Below are 25942 nucleotides of genomic sequence, written 5' to 3'. Positions count from 1 at the left end.
GTGTAGGTCGGGTAGCGGGGACGCATTGCTGCGCCGGGGCCCCCTCAGATGTTCATGGGCCTGGTGGAGCGCCCACGGGTAGATGAAACTGGGCATGTCATCCGCTGACGTCGCCAGTTCTTGGTACCGGCGAGTCCGGCCCTCAGATTGACGCTGGAACCCGTCCCGGTTGGGTACCCCGGGTTGCTGCCGTAGAGCGCGAGTCTCAGAATCTTGATCTTTTTACGGGTTCCGCGGATGGCGTGTCCTGCCTGGTCGGGGGGATTCGTGGAACAGGAGTTGCCATGGAGATCATCTATCCGCGGTGTGCGGGGATCGATGTGGGCAAGAGGAAGATCGCCGTCGCCGTCCGTACGCCCGGGGATACCCCTGGGGAGCGTTGTCAGCAGATCCGCATGTACAAGACCTTCTACCAGGTGCTGCTGGAGATGGTGGCGTGGCTGGTCGAGGAAGGCGTTACGTACGTGGCGATGGAGTCGACTGGGGTGTACTGGAAGCCAGTCTTCCACGCCCTGTGCGAGACCGAGCAGATCGAGGTGTTGCTGGTCAACGCTCGACATGTCACGAACGTCCCGGGCCGCAAGACCGATGTCAAGCCTGTCGGCCCGCGACATGATCGAGGCGCTCATCGCCGGAGAGCGCGATCCGAAAGTCCTGGCAGGCCTGGCCCGAGGGGTGATGCGGAACAAGATCCCGGATCTGACCATGGCCTGTGCGGGGCGTTTCGGTGACCACCATGCTCTGTTGGCCCGGCTGCACACCGAACACATCGATCACCTGGGCACCATGATCGAAAATCTCGATCGTCGGATCGAGGAGATGATCGACCCTTTCGCCGAGCAGGTGAGGCTCCTCAAGACCATTCCAGGCATCGGTGACCGGGCCGCGCAGGTGGTCATCGCCGAGATCGGTGTGGACATGTCGCGTTTCCCCACCGCCGGGCAACTGGCCTCCTGGGCCGGACTGTGCCCGGGCAACAACGAGTCCGCAGGCATACACAAGTCCGGCCGGACCCGCAAAGGCAACGCCGAGATCCGCGCCATCCTCACCGAGTGCGCCTGGGCCGCCGGCCGCACCGGCACCTATGTGGGCGCCCGGTTCCACCGCCTGCATCGTCGATTCGGCCAGACCGGTGGCGGGAAGGCCGCCATCGCGATCGCCCACACCCTTCTCGTGATCATCTGGCACGTTCTGCACGACGGCGCCGAGTACCGCGACCTGGGCTCGGACTATTTCACCCGCTACGACAACTCCGAAGCGCGTAAACGGCGTCTGGTCCGCGACCTGCAATCCCTCGGCTACGACGTCGCTCTCCAGCCCGCAGCCCGCAGCCTGACCCTGACCTGCCACGGACCCGAGCCCACTACATGGCACACGGGCTGATTCCGCATGCCATGTCACCTCTAGTTTCGTCTCAGAACTACCGCAAACGACACACCGGGCACGACCAAGATCTAACTAGCGTCAGTGGCATTGGGACTGGACCCGGCCGGAAGCGATCACCATCGAACATCTCGGCGATCAGCTTGCCGTCACCTCACCCGGGCGTTTTCCGTCCGGTGTGAACATATCGAATGTCCTGACCACGACGTCACGGCCGACGAACCTCCTTCCGCGTCCCGCCGAAGGAGGCAAAGCCCTTCGTGGTGGAGCTGGTCACCGAACAGGGGTCGGTGCGAGCCGGTGATCTCATCGACTACTTCGGTCTGCGATCGATGCAGGCGTCTCGGGTACTCAGTGAGCTGCGGGACGAAGGGGCGCTCGCCATCGGTTCGGCGAAGGCGGTCGGCCAGGGAGTCTTCTACATCGCCGGCCCACAGTTCCCGGCGGCGGGCACACTGGCGGGGTGGACGTCACGTGGTGGGGGCACAGCACAGTCCTGATCGCCGACGCCGGCACCCGGCTGCTCACCGATCCCGTCCTCGGGATGCGGGTCGCGCACCTGCGCCGGCGTGCCGGCGCACGCCCAGCGGCGGCGGCCGTACAGGTGGACGCGGCGCTCGTCTCCCACCTGCACGCCGATCATCTCGACATCCCGTCGCTTCGGCTGCTGCCGCCCACTGTGCCGATCCTGGCTCCGCGCGGCGCGGCGGCCCTGCTGCGCCGCCGGTATCCGACGCTCGCGCAGCGCTGTGTGGAGATGGTGCCGGGGGACCGCACACGGGTACCGGCGTCAGACGGCGGTGGCGGCCTGGACGTGCTGGCCGTGCCCGCGCGTCACGACGGCTCCCGTGGCCCGTGGTCACGTCACCGTGGCCCGGCGCTCGGTTTTGTGATCACCGGGACAGCCACGGCCTGGTTCGCCGGGGACACCGCGCTACACGACGCCATGGCCGATCTCGCCCCGCTCGGGATCGATATCGCCCTTGTCCCGGTCGGCGGCTGGGGCCCTAACCTCGGCCCCGGGCACATCGACCCGGCCGGCGCGGTGGAGGCGGTGCGGCGGACGATATCTGCCGGGATGACGATGCCCGCCGCCGGGACAGGATCACCCCGGACGGCACCGGGCCCGTCGGCGCCGGCGATCGCCGTGCCCATCCACTACGGGACGCTCTGGCCGATGGGCCTCGACCGGGTGCGGCCCGATCGCTTTCACGAACCCGGACGCGAGTTCGCCCGCCTGGCCGATGCCGCCCGCCTGCCCGCCGAGGTCCGGGTGCTCGCGCACGGAGAGTCGGCGACCGCGCCGGGCAACGCCATCCCGACCGCTTCCGCCGGCAACGGCTGATTGTTCTCGGCGGCGCGGGCCGCCGGTAGCGGGTCCCGGCGCAGCCCGAGATGTTCGAGCCAGCCGACGAGCTGGTGGTGGATCGCGTCCGGTCCCTCGAGTGGACCGGCCGGGGCGGGCCAGCCCGCCGGGTAGACGAGCACCGCGCGGGTCTGGTCCCCACCGAGCCCACCGTGGCAGCCGACGAGCTCCTCGAAGGCGGCGACCTCGCGGGTTCCCGGGTCCACCCGACTCACCACGACGATGTCGCCGACATGGTCCATCCGCTGGTGGCGAAGCAGGTCCGTAGCCGCTCGCGAGCCGTACCCGAGCAGCGGGTTCTCGCCCTCGACCACGCCGGTGTCCAGAAACATCCGACCTCGGGCACCGAAGGCGACCGGGCCGTGCCCATGGCAGCGCACGACGACGAACCCGACGCCGGGATGGTTGATCAGGCCCCGGACCAGCGCCGGATGCAGGAACTCCAGGTGTTCGAGATCGGCACGTCCGGCTACCTGCGGCAGGTAGACCATGGCCAGGTTCCCGGACGCGACAACGACGAGATCCGGTCGCTGTGGGTCGAGTGTGACCTCAAGTCTGGACGGGCCCAACGTGACCTGGCCGTCGTCGGTGCGGCGGCGCAGCATACGTCGGCCTGGTCCGTCGCCGGTGTCACCGCCGGTGACCTCGGTGAGCAGTGTGTTGACCGGTCCCCAGCCCTCGGCCGTGCCGGTCGCGGCGGTCGCGGCGGCACCGGGGGTCAGCAGGCCGCGGACGGTGTCGGCGAAGGAGCGTCCGTAGCGTTGGCGGAACGTCGCGCCCTGACTCTGCCCATGATCGGAAAGGACGACGAACGTGTACGGGCGCTGGACGTTCGCCGCAACCCGCTCCAGCATCGCCAGCACCCGGTCGATGCCCTCCAGGGTCTGCAGGGACTCCCGCCGGTTCGGCCCGGCATGGTGGGCCACCTCGTCGTAGTCGACGAAGTCGCAGAACACCACGGGCACTCCACGGGCCATCTGCTCGGCGATGAAGGTGACGTTGAGGTCACGCAACAGGACGTTGGTCAGCCCGCGCAGCGCGATGTACGAACCGCCGCGCCGGACCCGGGGGAAGATGTTGTCCCGGCGCTGCTTGCGGGCCTGGTGCACTTCTTTGATCATCTCGCCGATGGTGAGGACCAGCGACCGAGCCAGACCCTGCGGGCTGGCCGCGAACGACGCGTACCCCCGGGCCCGCCGCCCCGGCAGTCCAGCCTGACTGACGGTGAGCAGGCTGTGGGGGGCGTCCCCGGAGAACGCGTTGCTGATACTGACTCCGCCGTCGGCGAGCAGGCCGCGTCCGTTGCTGAACCTTCGTTCGATTTCGGCTGCGTCCCGTGGCCGGTTGGTCACAATCAGCCGCCCGGCGTCTTTTTCGTACCAGCGGAAGGCGGGGACGTGCGCTGACGCGCCGTGCAGGATGCCGGCCTGGCTGGTAGGGGTCGTCGAGGGCATCCCCGTGTGCCATTCGATGAACCGGTGCGAGCCCGAGCGGACCCATCGGCTCAGCGTCGGTAGGTTTCCGGCGGTCACCGCCCACCGCAGCAGCGGCGCGGACAGCCCGTCGATCTGCACGATGACGACCCCGGGGCCGTCGAAGGAGGTGCCGTCGCCGGTGCCGTACCGGGCAACCTGGCGCATGACCTCACCGATGAACGTCTCGTCGCTGCCCGCATCGGCCAGCCAGCCGACCATCGCTGCGATCACCGCGGTGGTCCAGGCGACGCCGATGGCCGCGCCGAAGCCGCGGAAGCTGACATCCGGTTCGATACGCTGTGCCACGTAGATCACGAAGGTCTGTGCGAACAGGCCGATCAACAGCACCGCGACCCCACCCAGGGCGACCGCCAGCGCCACGAGGATGGGCCGCAGTACCGCGCCGACCACCGCGAGGATGACGACCAGCCGCATCAGCCCGGCGAGGCTGTCCACCTCGATGCCGGGCAGGAACGCGAACGCCAGGCCGAGCGCGAGCCCGCTCGCCACGGCCGACCGGATGGCCCGCAGTAGCCGCCGTGGCGTCGGCGTCATTCCGCGCAGCACAACGACCCCGAGGCGCAGCCGCCCGCGCAGGAGCCGGCCGACGCCGGACCGATCCGCAACCATCTCCAGCGCAGACTAACCGGCATCCACGCGTTTTCATGATCATTAAGAAACCGTCAACCGGATGTCCGCCGGTTTGTTGCGACTTGGACTCCAAGGCGCCGCGCCGGCGTCCACCGTGGTGCACGCGGCCACGCGGCCACGCGGGTGCGGGCAAGCCGCTGCTGCGAGCGGAGAGCCGCCGCGAGCGGCACCTACGTCACTTTTTGCTGGAGGAGGTGTGGCCGCAGATACCGACAGATCAACGTGGGGTGCCGCTCACCCGGGATGAACGCGAGGAGATCCTCGGCTACGGACCGGATGGCCTGTGATCGTCGACAGTTCGGCTCTGGTAGCTGTCCTGCTGCGAGAGCCTGACTATGAGGTCCTGCTGGATGCCCTGGCCGGGGCGTTCGGCAGGGGTGACTTCATCGGCGTCGGCACTCCGACTCTCGCCGAGACCGGTCTGGTCCTGACGTCTCGTCTCGGGGTGCTCGGTCGGACGCTGCTCGCGCGACTGGTTGACGAGGCGGGCATGACAGAAGTCTCGTTCGACGCGGAACACTGGAAGGTCGCGGTCGAAGCGTTCACCCGCTATGGCCACCGGCGTCATCCCGCCGGGTTGAACTTCGGCGATTGTTTGACCTATGCGATTGCCCGTGTTGTCGATGAGCCGCTGCTCTACATCGGCGACGACTTCGCGAAGACCGACATCCGTGCCGTCCTCTGAACAGGCAATCAGGTGAGCATGTGGCGAGTATCACGGTTTATTCCGATGTAGCACATTCACGCTATTTTGTATGAATTGTTCCGACTGCCTGTGGCGACGGGTCACGGGAAACCCTAGGATCGGCTTGGCTGCCCAACCACATGACTCCTGAACGACTACCGCGTAGTTACACAACTGCACATTGATGCCGCTCACACCTGTGCGGGAGAGTCCACGGCATACCAGCCCGTGGCGCCGAAGGAGCAAGATCTCCCCATAAACTCTCAGGCCGAAGCAACCGCCGGGTCAGGCAGCTCTGGAAAGCGGACGCCGCAGGCGTCCCGCCGACGGTGAAAGCCAGGCGCACCGGTCCATCGGCCGGCTGCGGCGGGTGAAACTCTCAGGCATATGTACAGAGGGGGAGGTCAGCCGCGACCGGCGAGGTCCGCCGAGTTGCCCGACCTCTGGAGCGCTTCGACCGTGCCTACGAACCCTCCCTCATCCGCAGGCGGTTCCTCGACATCACGATCAACCGTCTCGCTGTCGCCCGTCCCACCGGCGTCGGGGCCGGCAGTATCCGAGTCGGCAGTATCCGAGTCGGCAGTATCCGGGTCAGCACCGTTCGGGCCGGCCGCATCCGGGACGCCAGCATCCGGGCCGGGCCCGGCACGGGCGGCGCAACCCGCCGCGTACCCGGCCGGGTCGGTGACCGGTGAGATGGTCACCTTCGTGGACCGCCATATCGGTCCGGACGTCGATCAGCGTCAGACGATGCTGGCAGAGCTCGGCTACGCCAGCCTGGAGGCCCTTACCGCGGCCACTGTGCCGGCGGTGATCCGCGACAGCGGGCTTGACCTGCCTCCCGCGGTGAGCGAGCCGGAGGTACTCGCGGAGCTGCGTCGCCTCGGCAGCCGCAACCGCCGGGTGCCGTCGATGATCGGTCTCGGATACCACCCGTCGGTCATGCCCGGGGTGATCCAGCGCAACGTTCTGGAGAACCCGGCCTGGTACACCGCATACACGCCGTACCAGCCGGAGATCTCCCAGGGACGGCTGGAGGCGCTGCTGAACTTCCAGACGATGATCACAGATCTGACGGGCCTGGATGTGGCGGGGGCTTCGCTGCTGGACGAGTCGACCGCGGCGGCCGAGGCCATGCAGCTCGCCCGCCGGGCAACCAAGGGGTTGGGTCCGAGGTTCATCGTGGATGAGGACACGTTGCCGCAGACGATCGCGGTGGTCCGCACCCGCGCCGAGGCGCTCGGCATCGACGTGGTGGTCGCGGATCTGTCAACCGTCCTTCCCGAGCACCTCGCCGAGTCGGCGTTCGGGGTCCTGCTCGCCTACCCGGGCGCCGAGGGTGCCCTGCGCGATCCGCGCACCGTGGTCGAGCAGGCGCGGGACCGCGGGATCGTCGTCGCGGTCGCGGTCGATCCGCTGGCGCTGACCCTGCTCACCCCACCGGGCGAGCTCGGTGCGGACATCGCGGTCGGCAGCACGCAGCGGTTCGGCCTGGGCCTGAGCTTCGGCGGCCCGCATGCCGGTTTCATCGCTGTCCGTGACGGTCTGGAGCGGTCGCTTCCGGGCCGGCTTGTCGGTGTGTCAGTGGACGCCGACGGCCATCGTGCCTATCGGCTCGCCATCCAGACCCGTGAGCAGCACATCCGCCGGGAGAAGGCGACCAGCAACATCTGTACGGCACAGGTGCTGCCGGCGGTACTGGCGTCGATGTACGCCGTCTATCACGGTCCCGACGGCCTGACCGCGATCGCCGAGCGGGTGCACGACCACGCGGTCCGCCTTGCCACCGGACTTCGTGCCGGTGGCGTCCAGGTCGTCCACGACTACTTCTTCGACACCGTGCTCGCGTTCGTGCCGTCCCGGGCGGCGCAGGTCCTCGCCGCGGCGCTCGCCGGTGGGCTGAACCTGCGGTTGGTCGATGCCGACCACGTCGGTGTCTCCTGCAACGAGACGACGCTGGATGCGGACCTGCACGCCGTGTGGGCGGCGTTCGGCGTCCCGGCGTTGCCGCTGCCCGCGCATCCCACGATGCCCGGTCCGGATGTCAGCGCCGCAGCGGGCCCAGCGCTGGTATCCGGGCTGCCAGCTGGGCTGCCAGCTGGACTGGCAGCCGCACTGGAGCCCGGCGGCGGCGCCGGCCCGGATGGCGGCACCGATGTCGACATGGCGATTCCGGCGGAGCTGTCGCGTACCACCGGCTATCTCAGTCACCCGGTGTTCCATCAGCACCGGTCCGAGACGGCCATGCTGCGCTATCTACGCCGTCTCGCGGACAAGGACCTGGCGCTCGACCGTGGCATGATCCCGCTTGGATCCTGCACGATGAAGCTCAACGCGACGACCGAGATGGCGGCGGTGACCTGGCCGGACTTCGCCGACATCCACCCGTTCGCCCCACTGGACCAGGCCGCCGGCTATCTGGAGCTGATTGGTGATCTCACCGAGTGGCTCACCGCCATCACCGGGTACGCGGCCGTGTCGCTCCAGCCGAACGCTGGCAGCCAGGGCGAGCTCGCCGGACTGCTGGCGATCCGCGCCTACCATCGTGACCACAATCCGCCGGATGCGCTCGCCCGTGACGTCTGCCTGATCCCGTCGTCGGCGCACGGGACGAACGCGGCCAGCGCAGCCATGGCTGGGATGCGGGTCGTCGTGGTTGCCTGCGACACCGATGGCAACGTCGATCTGGCCGATCTGGCCGCCAAGGCCGCTGCACACTCCGACCGGCTCGCCGCGCTCATGGTGACCTACCCGTCCACGCACGGTGTCTACGAGGAGGGCATCGCGCGGGCGTGCGATCTGGTGCACTCCTGCGGTGGCCTGGTCTATGTCGACGGCGCGAACCTGAACGCCCTGGTGGGGCTGGCCAAGCCTGGGATGTTCGGTGCGGACGTGAGCCACCTGAACCTGCACAAGACGTTCTGCATCCCGCACGGCGGTGGTGGCCCGGGGGTCGGTCCGGTCGCGGTGGTCGAGCGGCTCGCGCCCTACCTGCCCAATCATCCGCTGCTGTCGGAGGCGGGGCCGCGCACGGGCATCGGAGCGATCAGCGGGGCGCCGTGGGGGTCGGCGGGCATCCTGATGATTCCCTGGGCGTACATCCGCCTGATGGGCGCGGACGGCCTGCGCCAGGCCACGTCGGTGGCGGTTCTCAACGCCAACCACATCGCCCACCGGCTGGTGTCCTACTTCCCCATCCTCTACACTGGGCGTGATGGTCTGGTGGCGCACGAGTGCATCCTGGACCTGCGCCCGTTGACGAAGCGGACCGGGGTGACCGTGGAAGACGTGGCCAAGCGACTCGTCGACTACGGTTTCCACGCGCCGACGATGTCGTTCCCGGTTCCCGGGACGCTGATGGTCGAGCCGACCGAGAGCGAGGACCTGGCCGAGATCGACCGGTTCTGCGATGCGATGATCTCGATCAGGCGGGAGGCCGACGAGGTCGGCAAGGGCATCTGGCCCGTCTATGACAACCCCCTGCGCAATGCCCCGCACACGGCGTCGATGCTGGTCGCCGACGAGTGGGCGCATCCGTACCCGCGCACCGTCGCGGCCTATCCGGTCGTGTCGCTACGCACGTCGAAGTACTGGCCGCCGGTCCGCCGCATCGACGGTGCCTATGGTGACCGCCACCTGTTCTGCACCTGCCCGCCCGTGCAGGCCGACGCCGACCCGGATTCCAACGCCGACCCGGATTCCAACGCCGGCTGACCTCCCCGCCGGCCCGGATTCGACCCCCGTCGGCCAGCCACTAGCGATCTTTCGAGGTTTGTAACATCAACAAGGCCGTTTTTGCCGTACAAACCTCGAAAGATCGCGGATTCAGTCGTGGATGACGTTACGACCGCGAGGATGCGACGGCGGTCGGAACCTCGCCCTGAACACCGGTGATGCGGGCGTCGCCGAAGGGATACTCGCCGGTGACCGCGTAGTAGGCGGTGGAGCCGAGGGAGAAGACGTCCCCGGCCGCGTCGAGGGACCGGCCCCGAACCTGTTCGGGGGCCATGAACGCGGGCGTGCCGATCCGCACACCGGTCTGGGTGATCGCAGCCGAGGATGCCTCGACCGCTCGGGAGATGCCGAAGTCGATCACCCGGGGGCCGTCGGCGGCGAGGATGACGTTCCCCGGCTTGAGGTCGCGGTGGATCACCCCGGCGGCGTGGATGGACTGCAACGCCTCCGCGACCCCGGCGAGCAGGACCAGGACGGTCTCCGGCGGCAGGGCGCCCTGGCGGGCGACGGTCGCGGCGAGCGAGGGGGCGGCGACGTAGGCGGTGGCCAGCCAGGGGCGCGGGGCGTGGGGGTCGCAGTCGATGACCGGCGCGGTGTACAGGCCCTGGACCCGCTGGGCGATCGCGACTTCCGTGGCGCCGGCAGCCGATGGTCAGGCGAGGCCGAGGACGTCGATGAGGCGGCGGGCGCCCGCGCCACCGGAGTCGAGCGCGATCGCCAGTGCCCGAGGCACGTCCAGATCGTCGCGCAGCGCCGCGTCGACCGGAGCCGCCGGGTCCGGCGCGGAGCGGGCGCGCCCGGCCGCGACATACAGCTGGTCGAGGGTGTCCTCGACTCCCGTCAGGGCTGACTCGTGATAGTCCCAGGCGTCCTGCCAGCGTCGGGCGAGGCACAGCAGGCGGACGGCCGCCGGCGTGTGCCGGTCGAGCAGATCGTCGACGAGCGTCAGGTTGCCCAGGGACTTCGACATCCTGATGCCGTCGACTCGGACGGAGCCGACCTGTAACCAGGCGCGGGCGAACGGTGCCACCCCGGTCGCGCGCTCGGCGAGCAGACTCTCCACCGCGTGGTGGGGGAAGCGCAGGTCCTCACCGCCGGCGTGCAGGTCGATGCCGGAGCCGAAGGTGTTGAGCACCATCGCCGCGCACTCCGCGTGCCAGCCGGGCCGCCCCGGCCCCCACGGGCTCGGCCAGCTCACCCCGCTCTGGCCGATGTCTCGCGAGCCATCGACACCGGCTTCCCTCACGCCGGCGTCCCTGATGCTGCTGTCGCTGCCGCCGGCACGCCAGACCGCCACGTCGAGAGGATCATCGCGGTGCGGGTCCTTCGGGTCATCGTTGAACTCGGCGGCGAGCGTGACCGCCTCGTCCAGGCCGAGACCCACCCGGGCCGCCGCATCCCTGGTGCGCGCGTAGACGGTGCCGTTACGCAGATAGGCGTGCCCGGCGGCAAGCAGGGCCTGCCCAAGTTCGATCACATGGATGACGGACGCGCGGGCGGTCGGCTCGTGGTCGGGCGGGCGGACGCCGAGCGCGGCCATGCTCCGGTCGAAGGCAAAGCGCCCGATCGCGGCGACCTGATCGTAGGGCATGCCGACCCGGCGGGCCTCGGCGAACATCGCGTCATCCACATCGGTGATGTTGCGTGCGACTTCCACTCGGACGCCCACACTCCGCCAGACCCGGACGGCGAGATCCGTCCACAGGTAGGTGGACGCGTGACCGAGGTGCGTGACGTCGTAGGGAGTGATCCCGCAGACGTACACCCGCGCCCGACCGACGATCGGCAGCGCGGCGCCGTTGAGCCGCAGGGGATCCCGGAAAGGCTCTGCGACGGCATCCATACGGCCAGGATGCCACCTTTCACCTGCCGTCTCATCTGATGACCGGTGCCGGCGGGCATATTTGATCTTATTGGACCCGGGTGCGTCGCCTGCGGCCGCAGGGACATGTCACGGGCAGCTTTCCTCGAACTTGACGACATTGAAGGTGACCGGGGTCCCGAGGGAGTAGGGCTTACCGGCGGCCGGGGACGTCGAGCAGATCTTCCAGTTGCTTGCGACCACCACCACCCGGTTCGCGCCGGTGGCGTCATGCACCGTGACACTTGCGTTGGTTCCGAACGCCGGCCGGACGGCGTTCAGCGACCGGCCGGCGAGGTTCGGCATGGTCGTGCCGATACTCGGGACAGCGGTGTCCACGGCTCCCGGCGCTGGGCAGGACTCCTCGAGTTTGACCACGCCGAAGTCCACCTTGGTGCTGACCGGATGCGTCCCGGCGGCGGGGGACTGGTCGCAGACCTGCCAGTCGCGGTCGAGAATCTGGTGCCGGCCCCGGCCGAGTGCGTCATGAGATGTCAACGTTGTGAAGCCGGCTGCCTGCGCGGTGTCCTGGGCGAACTGGAGACCCTTGCCGACCAGATTCGGCAGGGTGCCCGTTGCGTCCGCGCTCGTGAGGGAACCCGGCTTCGGTGTGCTGCCGCCGGCGTGTCCTGAGCTGACGCCGCCGCTCGGACCGCAGCCGGTCAGGGCGAGCGCCGCCGCCGCTGGGAGTGCGACGACCGCGAGGAGGGCGACCGCGGACCGGCCGGGGTACCAGGCCGGCGCCCGCGACTGCGATCCTCCACGCGACCACCACCGATGTATCGACACATCATCAGGATGACTCCTCGTGGGGGTTTGTGTCCGGAAAACGGTTTTTCGTGCGGGTGAACCCGCTGGCGGATACCGCCGCCAGCAAGATGCACTTCTGGCCGATAACGGAAAGTAGCCATTGGCTCGTTCATCGGTTGGAGTTTTACGGTATGTATCTATAAAATAACATATTGTTACTATTGATCGTGTTAATAATAATTTTTCACAGTGAGCCTTGGTGGTCACCTGCCCGGATACTAATCTGCCTTATTATCACGGTCGGCAGTCGAAGCCTGCACAAGATCTGCTGATGGAATGCGCGCCTCGGGATGTTCCGCGGTGTCGGAATCAACAGTCGGGGGGTAAGGGTCCGACCGCGGCCGCGAGGGTGAATGTTACATCGTCGTTTGTGACGATCATTTATGCGCACCGGGTGAATCGACTGTGTCGTAAGGGGGAACGAGCCCTACCGCCGCGGTGCGGTGGTCGCAAGGGGGAGTTCTCGAAAAAATGGTCACGAGAGAGGGGCGTCCGTGCGTACGCTCGAACCCGAAACCCTCGACCTCGGCGCCATCGAGGTGGACAAGCTTGCCAACGGAATAACCTTGAGTCTCCTTATTCCTGCCCGTGGCCCGGAAGCGGCCCGGACGTTGGGAGGAATAATCGCCTTAAACCGCCGGCGCTGGATGTTGGAAAGCAAGATCCTGGACGAAATCGGCGTTGTTGTCGATCCTTCATCCAATGGTGACGATCACGAATTGATACGAATTGCGAAGGAAGCAGGGGCGAGTTGGGTTGTACGGGGAAGTTCAGTCATCGAACGTCATGCGGCGTGCGAATCTTCTGAACGCGGCGGTAAGGCCGGCGCGATGCGCAGCCTTGCCTTTCTGGCGTTTGGTAATCGGTTGATCTTCCATGACGCCGATCTGGAATGTTACGATCCACATACGATTGGGGTGCTTGCGGCCGCCGCGACCGCCAGACGGGCGCCTCTTTTCGTGAACGGCAGCGCCGAACGGGTTACCGGTGACGGCCAGGCCGGGGGTCGGACCACCGAGATGCTGCGTTCCCTGCTCTCCAAGCAACTTTCCCGTTACGTTCCCGCGGTCACCGACATACAACAGCCTCTGATCGGCGAGTTCGTGATCGATGCGGATGTCTTCGCGTCACTGGCTTTCTCTCGCGGATATGGCGTTGAGACCTCCCTGAAGGTGCTCGCGCTCGACCTGCTCGGCACGACCGACTGTGCTCAGGTCCCGATACCGGCCAAGTACCAGATCGGCCAGCATTACCATGACCTGGTCAAGCAGTTTCATGAGATAGGCTTCACTGTCGACGTGCTTGAGGCGTATTTTGTTCGGCGTCGACTCAACCCCGGCGTAGCGATCTGGGAGATCGCAGACAACTATGACCTGCTCTACCCCGGGCGCACCTATGCGCTGCGCCGGCCGGCCGGCTACGACGACGCGGTGTTTGTTCCCCGTCTTGGCTTCTATCGTCCGCTGACGATGTCGCCTGCTTACCAGGCGCGCATTCCTGAGATCTCCGTTGCACGGCACGAGGCGTTGGCTGCGCTTGAACGTCGAGCACGAAGACCGGTGTGACGTCGACGGTACAGTCGACGGCGCAGCCAGCGGCAGTACGTCAGTCGTGGTCGGTCATGAAGTCCACGGGGCCCCGGTAGCCGCAGCGGAGCAGGACGTCGAGCATCTGCTGGTCGAACAGTGCGCTCGCGTCCCCCATCACCGGCGGGAGATGGCCCAGTAGTTCCAGGGACAGGAAGCCGTGCAACTGTGTCCAAACGATCAGACACCCTGCCAGCCCTTCCGGTGGAATCGGGTTGCCCATTTCCTCGCGCCAGGCTCCGACCTTGGCATGCAGCGTCGGGGTGAGCTCGGCGGCGAAGTGGGACGGGTCGAGCAGCCCGGCCCCGATCGACTCGGCCATACAGCGGAACAGCACCTGCACCGCCCGGTCCATATCCGAGCAGAGCTTGGTGTCGGGTGGTGTGTAGTCGGGCACGAGCGTCCCGAAAATCAGCATGTACTCGGTGACGTGTTCGTGTGACCACTGACGGTAGGAACGTGTCACGTTGAGCCATCGCTTGGCGTGGTCATCGGATGGCGCGAGGGCGAAGGCATCCTCGAGCGTGTCCGCCAGCGAGCGGAACCCGTCGGCTATCAGTGCGGCGATGAGCTCATCGCGACTGTCGAAGTACCGATAGAGCGCGGACGGGGTCAGGCCCATCGTCCGGGCTACCGCCCGCAGTGACACGCCAGCCGCGCCATGGGCATTGAGCTGGTCGCGAGCGGTCTGCTTGATCTCGTCAATGGTCGCGAGTCGGAGGCGTTCGCGTCTCGAGGCCGGCTTAGGAGGCCGCTGAACAACGTCTGTCCGGCTCGCGTCCCCCCGCGTCCCGCCTGGCTGTGTTGTCGTCGGCCCGGATAGAACACCGCTATCCGGGCCTCCTGCGCCTTGCCAGTCGGGCGCGGACGGCCCGCTCGCTGAGCGAACGCCGTTATTCAGCGGCCTCCTGGTCACGCGGGCCATGCTGTGCCGTCGAGTGAACACTGTCAACTTTCTGGGCGATATGTCTTGACTATGACCGGTGTGTGCGAACACTGTTCTCTGGAGCGATGACAACTCTCTGGGGGTCCTGGTGTTCGCAAGACTCGCGCACGTGGTCACGCGCCGTCCCAAGCAGCTTTTGCTGGTGGCCCTGCTGGTCGTGGCCGCTACGGCCGTGCTCGGTGTGGGAGCGTTCGGGAAGTTGTTGACCGGGGGCTTCGCCGATCCGCAGTCGGAGTCCATCCGGGCGGAGCATGCAGTTGACGCACATTTCGGCGGTCAACCCAATCTGGTCCTCCTCGTCACGGCCCGGTCGGGGACGGTCGACGATCCCGATGTCGTGGCCGGTGGCAGGGACGTCGTCCGTCGGCTCGCCGCCGAACCGGGGGTGAACCGGGTGATTTCGTACTGGGACGGAGGCGGTGCTCGGCTGCGTTCCACCGACGGCCGCCGCGCCCTTGTCGTGGCCCGGGTACCCGATAAGGACCGAGCCAAGGAACTGGTGACCGGCTACGAGAAGGCCGTGGACGGCGCTGCTCCCGTCACGGTGACGCCAGGCGGCGGGGCGACCATTAACAAGGACGTCAACAGTCAGGTCACCAAGGACCTCGCCGTGGCCGAGTCGATAGCCATTCCGATCACAATGGTGCTACTGGTCCTCGCCTTCGGCAGCGCCGTCGCCGCCCTGCTGCCGCTGGTCGTCGGCGTGGCCGGCATCTTCGGGGGGCTCGCCATCCTTTCCGTTCTCGCCAGCCTCACCGACGTCTCGATCTTTGCGGTCAACCTCACCACCGCGCTCGGGCTGGGTCTGGGTATCGACTACACCCTGCTGATGGTGAGCAGGTTCCGTGAGGAGCTCGCGGCGGGGTCGGATCGCGCCGACGCGGTCGCGACCACCATGCGCACGGCCGGCCGCACCATCCTGTTCAGCGGCGCCACCGTTGCGGTGGTGCTCGCGGTGATGCTGGTGTTCCCGCCCTTCTTCCTGAAGTCGATGGCCTACGCCGGCGTCGCGGTCACGGTTTTCTCGGTTCTCAGCGCGCTTCTGGTCGTACCCGCGGTGCTGATGCTGCTCGGCCCGCGGGTCAACGCGCTCACGGTCGGCCGGGCGCGGTCGCGCTCAGGGCCGGCGGCCGAATCGGGTGCCTGGCGCACTATCGGATCCGCGGTCATGCGTCGGCCGGTACTCGCCGGCGTGCCCGCCATCGCCCTGCTGCTGGCGCTCGGGATCCCCTTCCTGCACGTCTCCTTCAGCGCCCCGGATGACCGCGTGCTGCGGAACACCGCCGCCAGCCGCCAGGTCGGCGACATCATCCGGGCCGACTTCTCCTCGAACGTCCCCGCGGCCACGACCGTCGTCGTGCAGGGCACGGCGTTCGTGGACGGCCCGGCGCTCGCGTCCGGGCTGGCCAGGTACGCGGGTGAGCTTTCGACCGTGGCGAACGTGGCCGGCGTGAACAGCGCCGCAGGCACCTTTGCCGCCGGCCGCCAGAGCGCGCCCGCCGGCCCGGCTGACGCCCGGTTCACCGCCGGTACCGTCACCTACCTTGAGGTGGTTCCCTCGGTCGAGCCCGCATCCGGCGCGGGCCAGGATCTTGTCAAGGCGGTGCGTGCACGGCCCGCGCCGGCGGGAACATCGGTACTCGTCGGCGGGCCGTCGGCCGCCCTGGTCGATGGAAAGCACACCATCGCCGCCCGGTTGCCGCTGGCCATCGGGTTGATCTCGCTTGCCACGTTCGTGCTCCTCTTCCTGTTCACCGGTAGTGTCGTAATGCCGATCAAGGCGTTGGTGCTCAGTGCGCTGTCGCTGACCGCCGTGCTCGGAGCCGCCGTCTGGATTTTCCAGGACGGGCATCTTTCCGGCGTGCTCGGCTTTCTTCCGGGGCCGCTGGACACGTCCATGCCGGTGCTGCTGTTCTGCGTCGCCTTCGGTCTGTCCATGGACTACGAGGTGTTCCTGCTTTCACGGATCAAGGAGGAGCACGACCGGGGCGTCGACAACGCCGAGGCCGTCGCGGCCGGCCTTGCCCGCACCGGACGCATTGTGACCACTGCCGCGGCTTTGCTTGCGGTGACTTTTGTGGCGTTTGTGACGTCGTCGGTCACCTTCCTGCAGATGTTGGGCCTCGGCACCGCGCTGGCGATCGTCCTGGACGCCACCCTGATCCGGGGCGTGCTGGTCCCGGCGTTCATGCGGTTGGCCGGCAGGGCCAACTGGTGGGCGCCCCGGCCGCTGCGGGCACTGCACTCCCGGATCGGCCTGGCCGAGGCTGCGGCCTCGCGGCCGACACCGACGCGGCCGACACCGACCGCGGCATCGTAGAAACCGCCTGCCGGGAATAGCGGTACCGGAAGAACATGGCTGTGGCAGCCCGGTGTGCTCCCGGTGGAACGGGTGAACGGGTGAAGGGCGGACCATCAGTGGAACGAATAGTAGGAAGAATAGTGAGATGAACATCCTGGACGTACTAGGAAGACCTTTTGTCGCGCTCTTCCTCGGCGCTTGCGTTGCACGTCCACGATGCTGGGAGAATTCCATCGAGACACCACTGTGGGTCTTGTCACGACCACGTATGGGGCTCTAATCTCGATCCATCCGAGTTCGTCTGGACTGTAACTGTGGGCGGGTGGAAACCATGCGGATGATGGCGTTCCCGGCTGGAGGTCTTGATGGCGATCGTGCGCAGTACCTCCGCCGATAATGCCGCCGCCGGTAACGCAGCCGCCGGTAACGCCGCCACCGACGTGGTGGCACGGGCGCTGCGGGGCGTGGCTCCGCTGCGGGGCGTGGAATTCAGCTGCGAGGCGAGCGCCGAATTAGATCTTGCCGCGGCGGCGGCCGATGACGCGGCGGCGCGGCTCGCGGCCTCGGTCGCCGACGGGTCGGCTGCCCCGGTTCGCTACTACAGCCTGGGAATCCTCTCCGACCAGGCCGACCTCGCCCAGCACGCGCAGGAGGTGCTCGGCGGCCGGGGGCTGGCGCTGACCCTCCATCCGATGGACCTCGATCTCGCCGGCACGGACCCGCTGGACATCTCCGTCCTGCGGGCTCTGCGCGACCGCGCCCGGGAACTGGACGCTGCGTGGGTGACCACGGACCTGGCGATGTGGGTGCGCGGCGGCGAAGCGCTGATCAACAACCTGGTGCCGATGCCGCTGGTACCCGAGGCTGTCGACTGGTGTGTGCCGCGGATCTGCCGGGCCCAGGATGTGATCGACCGGCCGATCGTGATCGGGAACGCTCCCTACCCGTTCATCGTGGGCAACACCGACGTCCTGCCGCTGATGGCAGAGATCGTCGAGCGGACCGACTGCCTGGCCATGATCGACATCGGCCACCTCTATGGGCTGCGCCGCCAGCAGGGCCGGCCGCTCGAACAACCGGGGGATGACAGTTTCTGCTGGGATCACGTGGTGGAGGTCCACCTTGCCGGCCTGGTCGAACGGGTACTGCCCGGCGGGGAGCGGGTCTTTGAGGACTTCCACACCGTCACGGTCTCGCCGGGGGTGTGGGAGCTGGCCGCACGGCTGGTGCCACGGGCGAGGAATCTGCGCGCGCTCATGGCCGAGTGCGAGTTGATGCCCCGGGCAGACCTCGTCCACACGATCTGCCGGTTGGCGTGGGCGTTGCCCCGGTGGCTGCCCGGGGATGATCCTTCGCAGGAGCGGTGTTCCGACGATGCCACCTGCGGAGCCGGCTGACGTGATGCCGGTCGACTACCCGAGGCTGATGGAGGCCACCTGGGATGCGCTGTACGCTCCGGCGCAACGACACTGGGCAATCCTTGCGGCGCTACCCCCGGACGAATCGGAACTGCTCGGCGAGTGTGTGCGCGCCGGCGGGTTCCACCGGGACGCGTGCCGCCGGCGCGGACGGATCGCCCCCGACCTGCTTGACGCCTTCCCGGTGACCTTCGTCGCCTTCTACGCGACCGAGGGCACGCCCGGGATGGCGGCTTTCCTGGCCAGCGAGCAGTGGCGCCGCCGTGGGTCGCTGCCGGGAAGCTTCTTCCCCGCGCCGGAGCTGTCCGTGCTCGCCTTCGCCGCCTACCTGCGCGACACCTGGATGCGTGGCGACCGGGAGGAATGGGTGCGCGAAGCATTCCGTTTCGAGCTGGCCCTGCACCGTCTCGGTACCGAGCGGGTAGGGGTCGACCGCGGCCCCGGCACCATGCGGCTGGCCCCCGGAGCCTGGGTCGGCGAATGCATGTTCGACCATGACAACGCCGTCGACCAGCTGCGGCGGCGCTGTGCCGAGGTGCCCTGGAACGAAGCGGTCACGCTGCTCACCCCGCACCCGACCCGGGCCGCCGCCATCACCTGGTACGTCGGGGACGAGGGGCGGCGGATCTACGTCCGCGGCGAGGACGTCGCGGCACTGCGCTGGTCGTGGGACGCCACCGCCGAGGTCCCCGCGGACGCCGACCAGCTGCGGGTGGTCATCCACGCGGCCAGGGCCGGGGTTCTGCGGTAGGGAGGGCCGGTGCCCATCCGGTGCACGTGGTTGGTTGGATCGCGATCGTCTACCGTTGTGGAGAGGTGATCGCGAAGCCGGATCCCGGCGCGAAGGTCGTGACAGTCGGCGGGATGGCCCTGAGCTGGTCGATCGTCGCGCATGCCGGGCACTGCGCATAGCCGGCCTGGCGTTCCCGGTTGGCTTCGGCGTCCGCGCGGGCCTGCGCGACCCTCGCCTGCGCCTCGGTCACCCCGGCGAAGGCGGCCTGCGCCTTGTTCACCGCGTCCTGTACCTGTTGCGGCAGCGTGATGCGGACCAGATTGAATTTCAGCCCGACGAGGAAAGGCGCGCCGAGGGTGTCGGTGAGGTCCCGCGCCAGTGATTCGTTGATAGCTGTCTGTACTTTCGCGATGTTGGCGTTGTTCGATACCTGCGGAACGGCCGGCAGCGCGGTGCCACCCGCGCCCTGGTTCGCCCCTAGCTGGACCAGGGCGCAGCTGGAGACGAGTTCGGCGCAGTCGAAGGTGTTCACCTGTTCCCGCAGGTCGTTGTCGATCACTGGCCGGATTATGGTGTCGAGGAACGCGGACCAGCCCTGAACTCCGTCGTAAGGGCTGTAGTAATTGTGGTCGGTGAATGATCGGAACTTGCGGGTGCCGAACTTGTCGTCGAAGGTACGAATCACGTCGTGGTCGAGGTTGAGGGTGAAGTAGAGAGTTCCCTCGATGCCCATCTCGACGCCGTCCTTGGACGGCACCCGCACGACGTCCTCGCCGGTGCGGTCGCCCTGGTCCGGGTTTGCGGTGATCGTGTAGAAACGTTGCTGGGCGGGATATTTGTGAGTGTCGGAGTAGAGCCCGACCCAGGTCCGTGCCGAGGCGGGGTCGATGATCTGCCTGATCTTGTGGTTGTCGAGCGGGCCGCCGTTGCGGACCACCGCGATCTCTCCACCGTCGGTCTTGTCGAATGAGCCCAGAGCGCTGAAAGCCAGCACGAGGAGAAAGATCGTGGCGAGCGCTGCCGCGGAGATCGTGATGATTCTGACCGAGGTTCTCTGTCCCATGATCTGCCCCCGCTGTCGACGTCGACATACCGATACATGGCTGTGCCGGCATGCGGGACCGACGGCCGGCATGCGAAACCGACGCTATTGTTGCGAATGCGTTGGTCGCCGGTCGGTGCTTACTCGGACGTCGGTGCCTGCCCGAACGTCGGTGCTCGCCCGGACGACTGAGTCGATGATAGTCGAAAACGTCCGGTTCGTACCAGTGGTTCTCAGGCGAGCGTGGCGAGGGCTTTTGTCAGGTCGTCGACGAGGTCCTCGACGGATTCGATGCCGACCGAGAGGCGGACCAGATCGGCGGGTACCTCCAGGGGCGACCCGGCAACCGAGACATGCGTCATCCGCCCCGGATGTTCGATCAGCGACTCGACGCCGCCGAGGGACTCGGCAAGGGTGAACACCCGGGTCCGCCGGCACACCTCGACCGCCGCCTCCTCGCCGCCGCGCAGGGTGAACGAGACCATCCCGCCGAAGTCGCGCATCTGCCGGGCCGCCACCGGGTGTCCACGATCATCGGGCAGGCCCGGGTAGTACACGGTGGTCACGGCGGGATGCGCAGCCAGCAGCGCGGCGATGCGACGGGCGTTCGCACAGTGCCGGTCCATCCGGACCGCGAGGGTCTTCGCCCCGCGTAGCACCAGCCAGGCGTCGAACGGCCCGGCGATCGCCCCGGTGGCGTTCTGGGTGAACCGCAGCCGCTCACCCAACGCCGGATCGGCGACGACCACGGCGCCCCCGACCACGTCGCTGTGGCCGCCCAGGTACTTCGTGGTCGAGTGGACCGACGCGTCGGCGCCGAGCGCCAGCGGCCGCTGCAGGTACGGGGTGGCGAAGGTGTTGTCGACCGCGAGCAGGCCACCGGCCGCGTGGATCAGTTCGGCGAGCACCGCGATGTCGGATACGCCGAGCAGCGGGTTCGTGGGTGTCTCGCACCACAGCAGCCGCGTCTGACCGGGGCGCAGCGCCGCGGCCACAGCGCCTGGGTCGTCAAGCGGCACGGGGGTGTACTCGACGCCCCACTGCGCGAACACCTGTGCGAACAACCGGTAGGTGCCGCCGTAGGCGTCCGACGGGATCACCGCGTGGTCACCGGGCCGGCAGACGGTACGGAGCAGTGCGTCCGCCGCAGCCATCCCCGAGGCGAACGCGAGGCCCACCGAGCCCCCCTCCAACGCGGCCAGGCAGGTCTCCAGCGCCGTGCGGGTCGGGTTCGCCGACCGGGCGTACTCGTAGTCACCGCGCGGGACACCGACCGCATCCTGCGCGAATGTCGAGGACGGGTGGATGGGGACGACCACCGCACCGGTGGTCGCGTCGGGATCCTGTCCCGCGTGGATCGCGACCGTCTCGAACCCCGCGCCGGTCCAGGCGTCCGGGTGGCCTGGGCGGTTCATCCGGTCGCCAGGAAGCTGAGCAGGTCGGACCGGGTGAGGATGCCGACGGGGTTGCCGTCTTCGAGAACGAGCGCGGCGGCGGCGGCGCCCAGGATCGCGACCAGTACCGACAGCGGTTCGCCGGCACCGACCGTGGGCAGCGGAGGCGACATGTGGGTGGCGACCGGCGCGTCGACGGCGGAGCGGTCGGCGAACACGGCGTCGAGCAGCTCCCGCTCGATGACGGCACCGGCCACCTCGGCGGAGCGCAACGGTGGTTCCTGGCGCACCACCGGCATCTGGGACACGTTGTACTCGCGCAGGTAGGAGATGGCCGCGCCCACGGTCTCGTCGGGGTGCACATGTACCAGCTCAGGCGGTCCGCCAGCGTCGGACGCCTTGCGGGTCAGTACCTCGGCGACGGTCCGTTCGTCCGACGGCCGGTCGAGGAAGCCGTAGTCGTACATCCACTCGTCGTTGAAGATTTTCGACAGGTAGCCGCGGCCGGAGTCCGGCAGCAGCACCACCACGCAGCCGTCCGAGTCCAGCTCCCGAGCGACCCGCAGCGCCGCGACGACCGCGAGCCCGCACGAGCCACCGACCAGGATGCCTTCGCGACGGGCCAGTTCTCTGGTCATCAGGAACGAGTCGCGGTCGCTGACCGCCTCCACCCGGTCGACCACCGTCTTGTCGTAGGTCGTCGGCCAGATGTCCTCACCGACTCCTTCGACCAGGTAGGGCCGGCCGCTGCCGCCGGAGTACACCGATCCTTCCGGGTCCGCGCCCACCACCGCCACCCGCCCGGCGCTGACCTCCTTGAGGTACCGGCCGGTTCCGCTGATCGTCCCGCCGGTGCCGATTCCGGCGACGAAGTGGGTGATGCGTCCGTCCGTGGCCGCCCAGATCTCCGGGCCGGTGGTGGCGCGGTGCGCGGCCGGGTTGTGGGGGTTGGAGTACTGGTCCGGGCTCCAGGCACCGGGCGTCTGCGCGACCACCCGGCGCGCGACCGAGTAGTAGGAGCGGGGGTCGTCCGGGGCGACCGCGGTCGGGCAGACCAGCACCTGGGCTCCGTAGGCCCGCAGTACCGCCTGTTTCTCTTCGCTGATCTTGTCGGGCATGGTGAACACGCAGCGGTAGCCACGGGTGGCGGCAATGATTGCCAGGCCGACTCCGGTGTTTCCGCTGGTCGGTTCGACGATCGTCCCACCTGCCCGCAGTTGTCCCGACTCCTCCGCGGCAGCCACCATGGCCAGGGCGATCCGGTCCTTCACGGAGCCACCCGGGTTCAGGTACTCCAGCTTGCCCAGTACGGGCGCCGTGATGCCAGCGGTGACCGCGTTCAGCCGGACCAGCGGGGTATCGCCGACCGCCGAGGCCAGGTTGTCGTGGAAACGCATTTTCCCCCTCGCCGCGGTCACAGCTCGACAGGTAGATCGAACCAGAGGTACTTGCCGGAGTCGACCGCCACCGCTCCCCAACTGCCCGCGAGAGCGTCCAGGACGAGCAGACCACGCCCACCCTCACTGCCGAGGTCCACCTGTTGACGGTGGGGCAACACGATGGATCTATCCGACACGGAGGCGTGCACCAGGCCGGGCCGCAGTTCGATCAGCAGCCAGACGGGTGGCTCGCCGTACTTCACCGCGTTCGTGACCAGCTCGCTGACCAGGAGCTCCGCCGTGCCCACCGCGTCCTCGGCCAGGTTCGTCGCGGTGAGCTGCTCTCGCAGCACACGGCGCGCCTGCGGAACGGCGCTGGATACGTGTGGAAGCTCGACCAGCACATGCGTGGCCGAGAGCCGAAAGGACGACGCGTGGGCCACCATGTCTGCTTACACCCCGTTTGTATTCATAGATCATCAGATTTGAGCGGTGCCATCCCTACACGTCTACCCACAGGCAGGCCATTCCAAGCGCTTCCGGGCCATTTGTCGTCTACCAGCGGATGACGGTTGGTCATGTATGACGCAGCGTAGCTACGTCTCCGGTGCTCGTCACGGACCCACGCCGAGTGTTCGGCCGTCTGTCTTTTCTGAGTCACCGGTGGTTCGCGGATCGTCATTTCGGGATGCGGGCTACGACGACCGCGACATCGTCTCGCAGGCGCCCGCCCGCGAACCGATCGGCGGACGCCCGCACCCGGTCGGCGATTCCCTGGGCGGACATGCCCGCGCAGCCACGCACGGCCGTCAGCAGTCGTTCGTCGCCGAACAGCTCCCGACCGCGGCGGGCCTCGACCACACCATCGGTGTAGAGGATCAGCGCGTCCCCGGCCGCGAGCTCCACCTGTACCTCGGGGAAGGCGACGTCGTGGTCGTCGAGTACTCCGAGCAGCGTTCCCGGCTCCGCGACGAACATGGCCGTCCCGTTCGCGCGTACGACGATGGGCAGCGGATGCCCGGCCATGCAGATCGAGATCGTCCGCTGCGTCACCGCGGCGGGGTCCGACCCGGCGGACACCAGCACGTCCGGTGGGCGCAGCTCGGCCACCGCAAGCGTGCAGAAACGCCCCTGACCTGCCGAGTTGGGATGACCCGCGTCCCGCAACGCACGGTTGAGATCCATCATGATGTCGGGCAGGTTGTTGCGTTGGCCGGCCAACAGGCGTAATACGGCTCGCACGACCCCGGTCACGTTCGCGGCCTCCGCACCCTTGCCGCAGACGTCGCCGATGATGATCGTCCATCCGCCGTCCGGGTTCGGGACGAGGTCGAAGAAGTCACCGCCGACCTCCAGCCCGGCGCGGGCCGCGCGATAGGAGGAGCCGAGCTCGATCCCGTCGATGTTGGGAAGCTCCGGCGGCAGCAGCCCGGCCTGCAGCGCGCCGGCCACCTCCACCTGCTGGCGGAACAGCCGCGCATTGTCGACGGCGAACGCCGCGCGGCGGGCGAGATCTGCGAGCAGCTCGATCTCGTCGGCCTGGAAGCTGTTGCCCACGGCCCGGCCGAGAGCCACAACGCCCAGCACCCGGCGACGGGCCCGCATCGTCGCGATCACCGTGGGTGAGCCGTTGATCGTGGCGACGCGCACGGTGTCGGCGAGCGCCGCCTGCACCTGGGGGGCCAGCGGTCCGACCGGATCGCCGGCCCAGGCCGACAGGTCTGCCGCCTCGGCCTCGTCGACGTGCCCGACGGCGGCGAGCTTCACCGCGCCGTCCTCCCGTAGCAGGTAGACCGCACACCACCGCGCCAGCCGCGGTACGGGTAGGCGGGCGAGCAGGGCCAGGCTGCGTTCGGTGTCGAGGCTGCCGGCCAGCAGGTCCGACGCCTCGGCGAGGAAGGAGAGCATGCCGATGCGTCGTTCCTCGGCCCGCCGCAGGTTGGCACCGCCGAGCGTCAACGCCATCCAGCGGGTGACCACGGCGATCCGCTCCTCGAGCGCTCCGGGGACTTCGGCCTCCGGGCGCGCGATCTGACGATCGTCGCGCGCCCTTTGGCCCTCGAGCGCTCCGGAGGCGTTCCCAATCCAGGGGCCAGGGCCAGGGCCTAGCGGCGGGAGTGGTGACCAGAGCAGGAGTTCCCCGACGATTCCATCCCGAGATTCGAGCGGGATCCGACGGGCGTCCCGCTCCGCGCCGGTCGGGCCGCAGGTAGCCACCACCTCCGCTGCCGCGCTCTTGGCCCGGCCGGGCCTGCGTACCAGGCCGGCGGCGGACGTCGGTAGGGCGTCCACGAGCTGAGCCAGCAGTTCGCGGACCTCGTCCTCGGTCGACAACGCGGTGGCCAGACCGGGAGCCAGCAGCCGCGCCGGCCGCAGGATGTCCACCGCCATCCGTTGCGGTGGCTCGACGGGTGTCCCGTCGTGATCTTCGCGGGGAGCCTGGTCGGGAACGGGGGCATCAAGCCGGAACCAGACTTTTTTTCCGGTGCGGTCGTGTTCGGTTCCCCAGGCCGTGGCCAGGGCGTCCACCATCGCAAGGCCGCGACCGTTCTCACGGAGGCCTTCGATCGTCCTGACCCTGCTGGCGCCTGCCCGGCTGTCGCAGGCCTGGTCGGACGCTGTCAGCCAGTCGGGGTCGTCGGCGCTCGGCGCGGCACCCAACGTGGTGGGATTGCGGTCGCTGACCGAGATCGCCAGCCCGGTGGCGTCGTGGCGGAGGTCAACTGTCGCGTCGGTGCCGGCGTGCACGACGACGTTGGTCACGAGTTCGGTCACCAGCAGCAGAACGGTGTCGACCAGATCCGGGTCGACCCGGCCGCGCAGTGCGGCCACGACGAACCGCCGGGCCGACCGCGGTGAGTCGGTGACCGGTGGAACTGTGAGGGTGCGGCGGAGCCCCTCATCTCCGGGCACGGGAGGCATGTCGGTCAGTGTCTCCTGTGTTGTCCAGCTCTGGGGGACTGGCTGCGCCGCGGACCCCGCAACCCCGGGGGCGTCCTGGTCGCTCAGTCGGGTGTCGGGCATGTACTCGGGGATCCGCCAATATCGGCCCAGTGGGCTTTGGCGGATACTGGCGACGAGTACCACCGGATACCTCATGAACGGTTGCCGACCCGTTCGGCGCGATCGGCCAGACGCGAGTGATTCCCGCGGACGCGGGTTTGGAGAGCTTCATC

Annotated in this window: 18 protein-coding genes, 3 pseudogenes and 2 riboswitches; of the genes and pseudogenes, 10 read left to right on the top strand and 11 right to left on the bottom strand. The window is 68.2% G+C overall.

Annotated elements, in window-relative coordinates; genetic code table 11:
* Positions 1-284 precede the first annotated feature (284 nt).
* From U9983_RS27805 to U9983_RS08475, 4 genes and pseudogenes are all read left to right on the top strand, one after another.
* A pseudogene (locus U9983_RS27805) lies at positions 285-536 on the top strand (IS110 family transposase); the annotation flags it as partial.
* A gap of 52 nt (positions 537-588) precedes the next feature.
* On the top strand, positions 589-1383 hold the full coding sequence (locus U9983_RS08485; RefSeq protein WP_322753485.1) for a transposase: 795 nt from the start codon (positions 589-591) through the stop codon (positions 1381-1383).
* 260 nt (positions 1384-1643) lie between these two features.
* Positions 1644-1883, top strand: coding sequence for a hypothetical protein (locus U9983_RS08480; RefSeq protein WP_322753484.1), 240 nt, complete (start codon positions 1644-1646; stop codon positions 1881-1883).
* The gene (locus tag U9983_RS08475; protein WP_416211317.1) at positions 1847-2728 is read left to right on the top strand and encodes an MBL fold metallo-hydrolase; all 882 of its coding nucleotides are present in this window, start codon (positions 1847-1849) and stop codon (positions 2726-2728) included. The genes U9983_RS08480 and U9983_RS08475 overlap by 37 nt, the downstream gene beginning before the upstream one ends.
* Before the next feature lie 842 nt (positions 2729-3570).
* Here U9983_RS08475 and U9983_RS27800 read toward each other — a convergent pair.
* Positions 3571-4779: pseudogene (locus U9983_RS27800) on the bottom strand (phage holin family protein); the annotation flags it as partial.
* Positions 4780-5158: 379 nt separating this feature from the next.
* Between U9983_RS27800 and U9983_RS08465 the strand changes: the two are divergent.
* Complete coding sequence (locus U9983_RS08465) at positions 5159-5560, top strand: type II toxin-antitoxin system VapC family toxin (RefSeq protein ID WP_322753482.1); 402 nt, start codon at positions 5159-5161, stop codon at positions 5558-5560.
* 192 nt (positions 5561-5752) lie between these two features.
* A riboswitch (glycine riboswitch) is annotated at positions 5753-5850 on the top strand.
* Between the two features lie 3 nt (positions 5851-5853).
* Positions 5854-5957, top strand: a riboswitch (glycine riboswitch).
* A gap of 7 nt (positions 5958-5964) precedes the next feature.
* On the opposite strand, the gene U9983_RS08460 is transcribed toward U9983_RS08465, so the two are convergent.
* On the bottom strand, positions 5965-6264 hold the full coding sequence (locus U9983_RS08460; RefSeq protein WP_322753481.1) for a hypothetical protein: 300 nt from the start codon (positions 6262-6264) through the stop codon (positions 5965-5967).
* Here U9983_RS08460 and gcvPB point away from each other — a divergent pair.
* The gene (gcvPB, locus tag U9983_RS08455) at positions 6257-9274 is read left to right on the top strand and encodes an aminomethyl-transferring glycine dehydrogenase subunit GcvPB (protein WP_322753480.1); all 3018 of its coding nucleotides are present in this window, start codon (positions 6257-6259) and stop codon (positions 9272-9274) included. The genes U9983_RS08460 and gcvPB overlap by 8 nt on opposite strands.
* Positions 9275-9464: 190 nt before the next feature.
* On the opposite strand, the pseudogene U9983_RS08450 reads toward gcvPB, so the two are convergent.
* The 3 genes and pseudogenes from U9983_RS08450 to U9983_RS08440 form a co-directional block, all read right to left on the bottom strand.
* Positions 9465-9926, bottom strand: a pseudogene (locus tag U9983_RS08450) (serine/threonine-protein kinase); the annotation flags it as partial.
* A 21-nt stretch (positions 9927-9947) separates the two neighbouring features.
* On the bottom strand, positions 9948-11138 hold the full coding sequence (locus tag U9983_RS08445; protein WP_322753479.1) for a cysteine--tRNA ligase: 1191 nt from the start codon (positions 11136-11138) through the stop codon (positions 9948-9950).
* A 108-nt stretch (positions 11139-11246) separates the two neighbouring features.
* A complete protein-coding gene (locus tag U9983_RS08440) occupies positions 11247-11945 on the bottom strand; it encodes a hypothetical protein (RefSeq protein ID WP_322753478.1) in 699 nt (232 codons plus the stop codon).
* Positions 11946-12460: 515 nt separating this feature from the next.
* On the opposite strand from U9983_RS08440, the gene U9983_RS08435 reads away from it, so the two are divergent.
* Positions 12461-13531 carry a hypothetical protein gene (locus U9983_RS08435; protein WP_322753477.1) on the top strand — a complete coding sequence of 357 codons (1071 nt, stop codon included), beginning with the start codon at positions 12461-12463 and terminating at the stop codon, positions 13529-13531.
* A 40-nt stretch (positions 13532-13571) separates the two neighbouring features.
* Here U9983_RS08435 and U9983_RS08430 read toward each other — a convergent pair whose 3' ends face one another.
* Positions 13572-14258: a TetR/AcrR family transcriptional regulator gene (locus U9983_RS08430; protein WP_416211319.1), complete on the bottom strand. Its 687-nt coding sequence runs from the start codon at positions 14256-14258 to the stop codon at positions 13572-13574.
* Positions 14259-14586: 328 nt separating this feature from the next.
* Here U9983_RS08430 and U9983_RS08425 point away from each other — a divergent pair, with 328 nt between their 5' ends.
* The 3 genes from U9983_RS08425 to U9983_RS08415 all read left to right on the top strand — a co-directional run bounded on the left by U9983_RS08425 (position 14587) and on the right by U9983_RS08415 (position 18969).
* Positions 14587-16818 carry an MMPL family transporter gene (locus U9983_RS08425; protein ID WP_322753476.1) on the top strand — a complete coding sequence of 744 codons (2232 nt, stop codon included), beginning with the start codon at positions 14587-14589 and terminating at the stop codon, positions 16816-16818.
* A 347-nt stretch (positions 16819-17165) separates the two neighbouring features.
* A complete protein-coding gene (locus U9983_RS08420; protein WP_322753475.1) occupies positions 17166-18197 on the top strand; it encodes a DUF692 family multinuclear iron-containing protein in 1032 nt (343 codons plus the stop codon).
* On the top strand, positions 18175-18969 hold the full coding sequence (locus U9983_RS08415; protein WP_322753474.1) for a hypothetical protein: 795 nt from the start codon (positions 18175-18177) through the stop codon (positions 18967-18969). Before U9983_RS08420 ends, U9983_RS08415 begins: the two co-directional genes overlap by 23 nt.
* Positions 18970-19018: 49 nt before the next feature.
* Here the strand turns inward: U9983_RS08415 and U9983_RS08410 are convergent, their stop codons facing one another.
* From U9983_RS08410 to U9983_RS08390, 5 genes are all read right to left on the bottom strand, one after another.
* Positions 19019-20014 (bottom strand): SPFH domain-containing protein, encoded by a 996-nt coding sequence (locus U9983_RS08410; RefSeq protein ID WP_322753473.1) that lies wholly within the window; start codon positions 20012-20014, stop codon positions 19019-19021.
* 212 nt (positions 20015-20226) lie between these two features.
* Complete coding sequence (locus tag U9983_RS08405) at positions 20227-21408, bottom strand: cystathionine gamma-synthase (RefSeq protein WP_322753472.1); 1182 nt, start codon at positions 21406-21408, stop codon at positions 20227-20229.
* Entirely contained in the window at positions 21405-22784 is a 1380-nt protein-coding gene (locus U9983_RS08400) for a cystathionine beta-synthase (protein WP_322753471.1), read from the bottom strand. Before U9983_RS08400 ends, U9983_RS08405 begins: the two co-directional genes overlap by 4 nt.
* A gap of 17 nt (positions 22785-22801) precedes the next feature.
* The gene (locus U9983_RS08395; RefSeq protein WP_322753470.1) at positions 22802-23212 is read right to left on the bottom strand and encodes an ATP-binding protein; all 411 of its coding nucleotides are present in this window, start codon (positions 23210-23212) and stop codon (positions 22802-22804) included.
* A 232-nt stretch (positions 23213-23444) separates the two neighbouring features.
* Entirely contained in the window at positions 23445-25865 is a 2421-nt protein-coding gene (locus tag U9983_RS08390; RefSeq protein WP_322753469.1) for a SpoIIE family protein phosphatase, read from the bottom strand.
* Between the last annotated feature and the right edge of the window lie 77 nt (positions 25866-25942).

Origin of the sequence: Protofrankia sp. Cas3 (genome assembly GCF_963555955.1) — a bacterium.
Lineage (GTDB): Bacteria > Actinomycetota > Actinomycetes > Frankiales > Frankiaceae > Protofrankia.
This window is presented reverse-complemented; position numbering and strand designations above follow the sequence as displayed.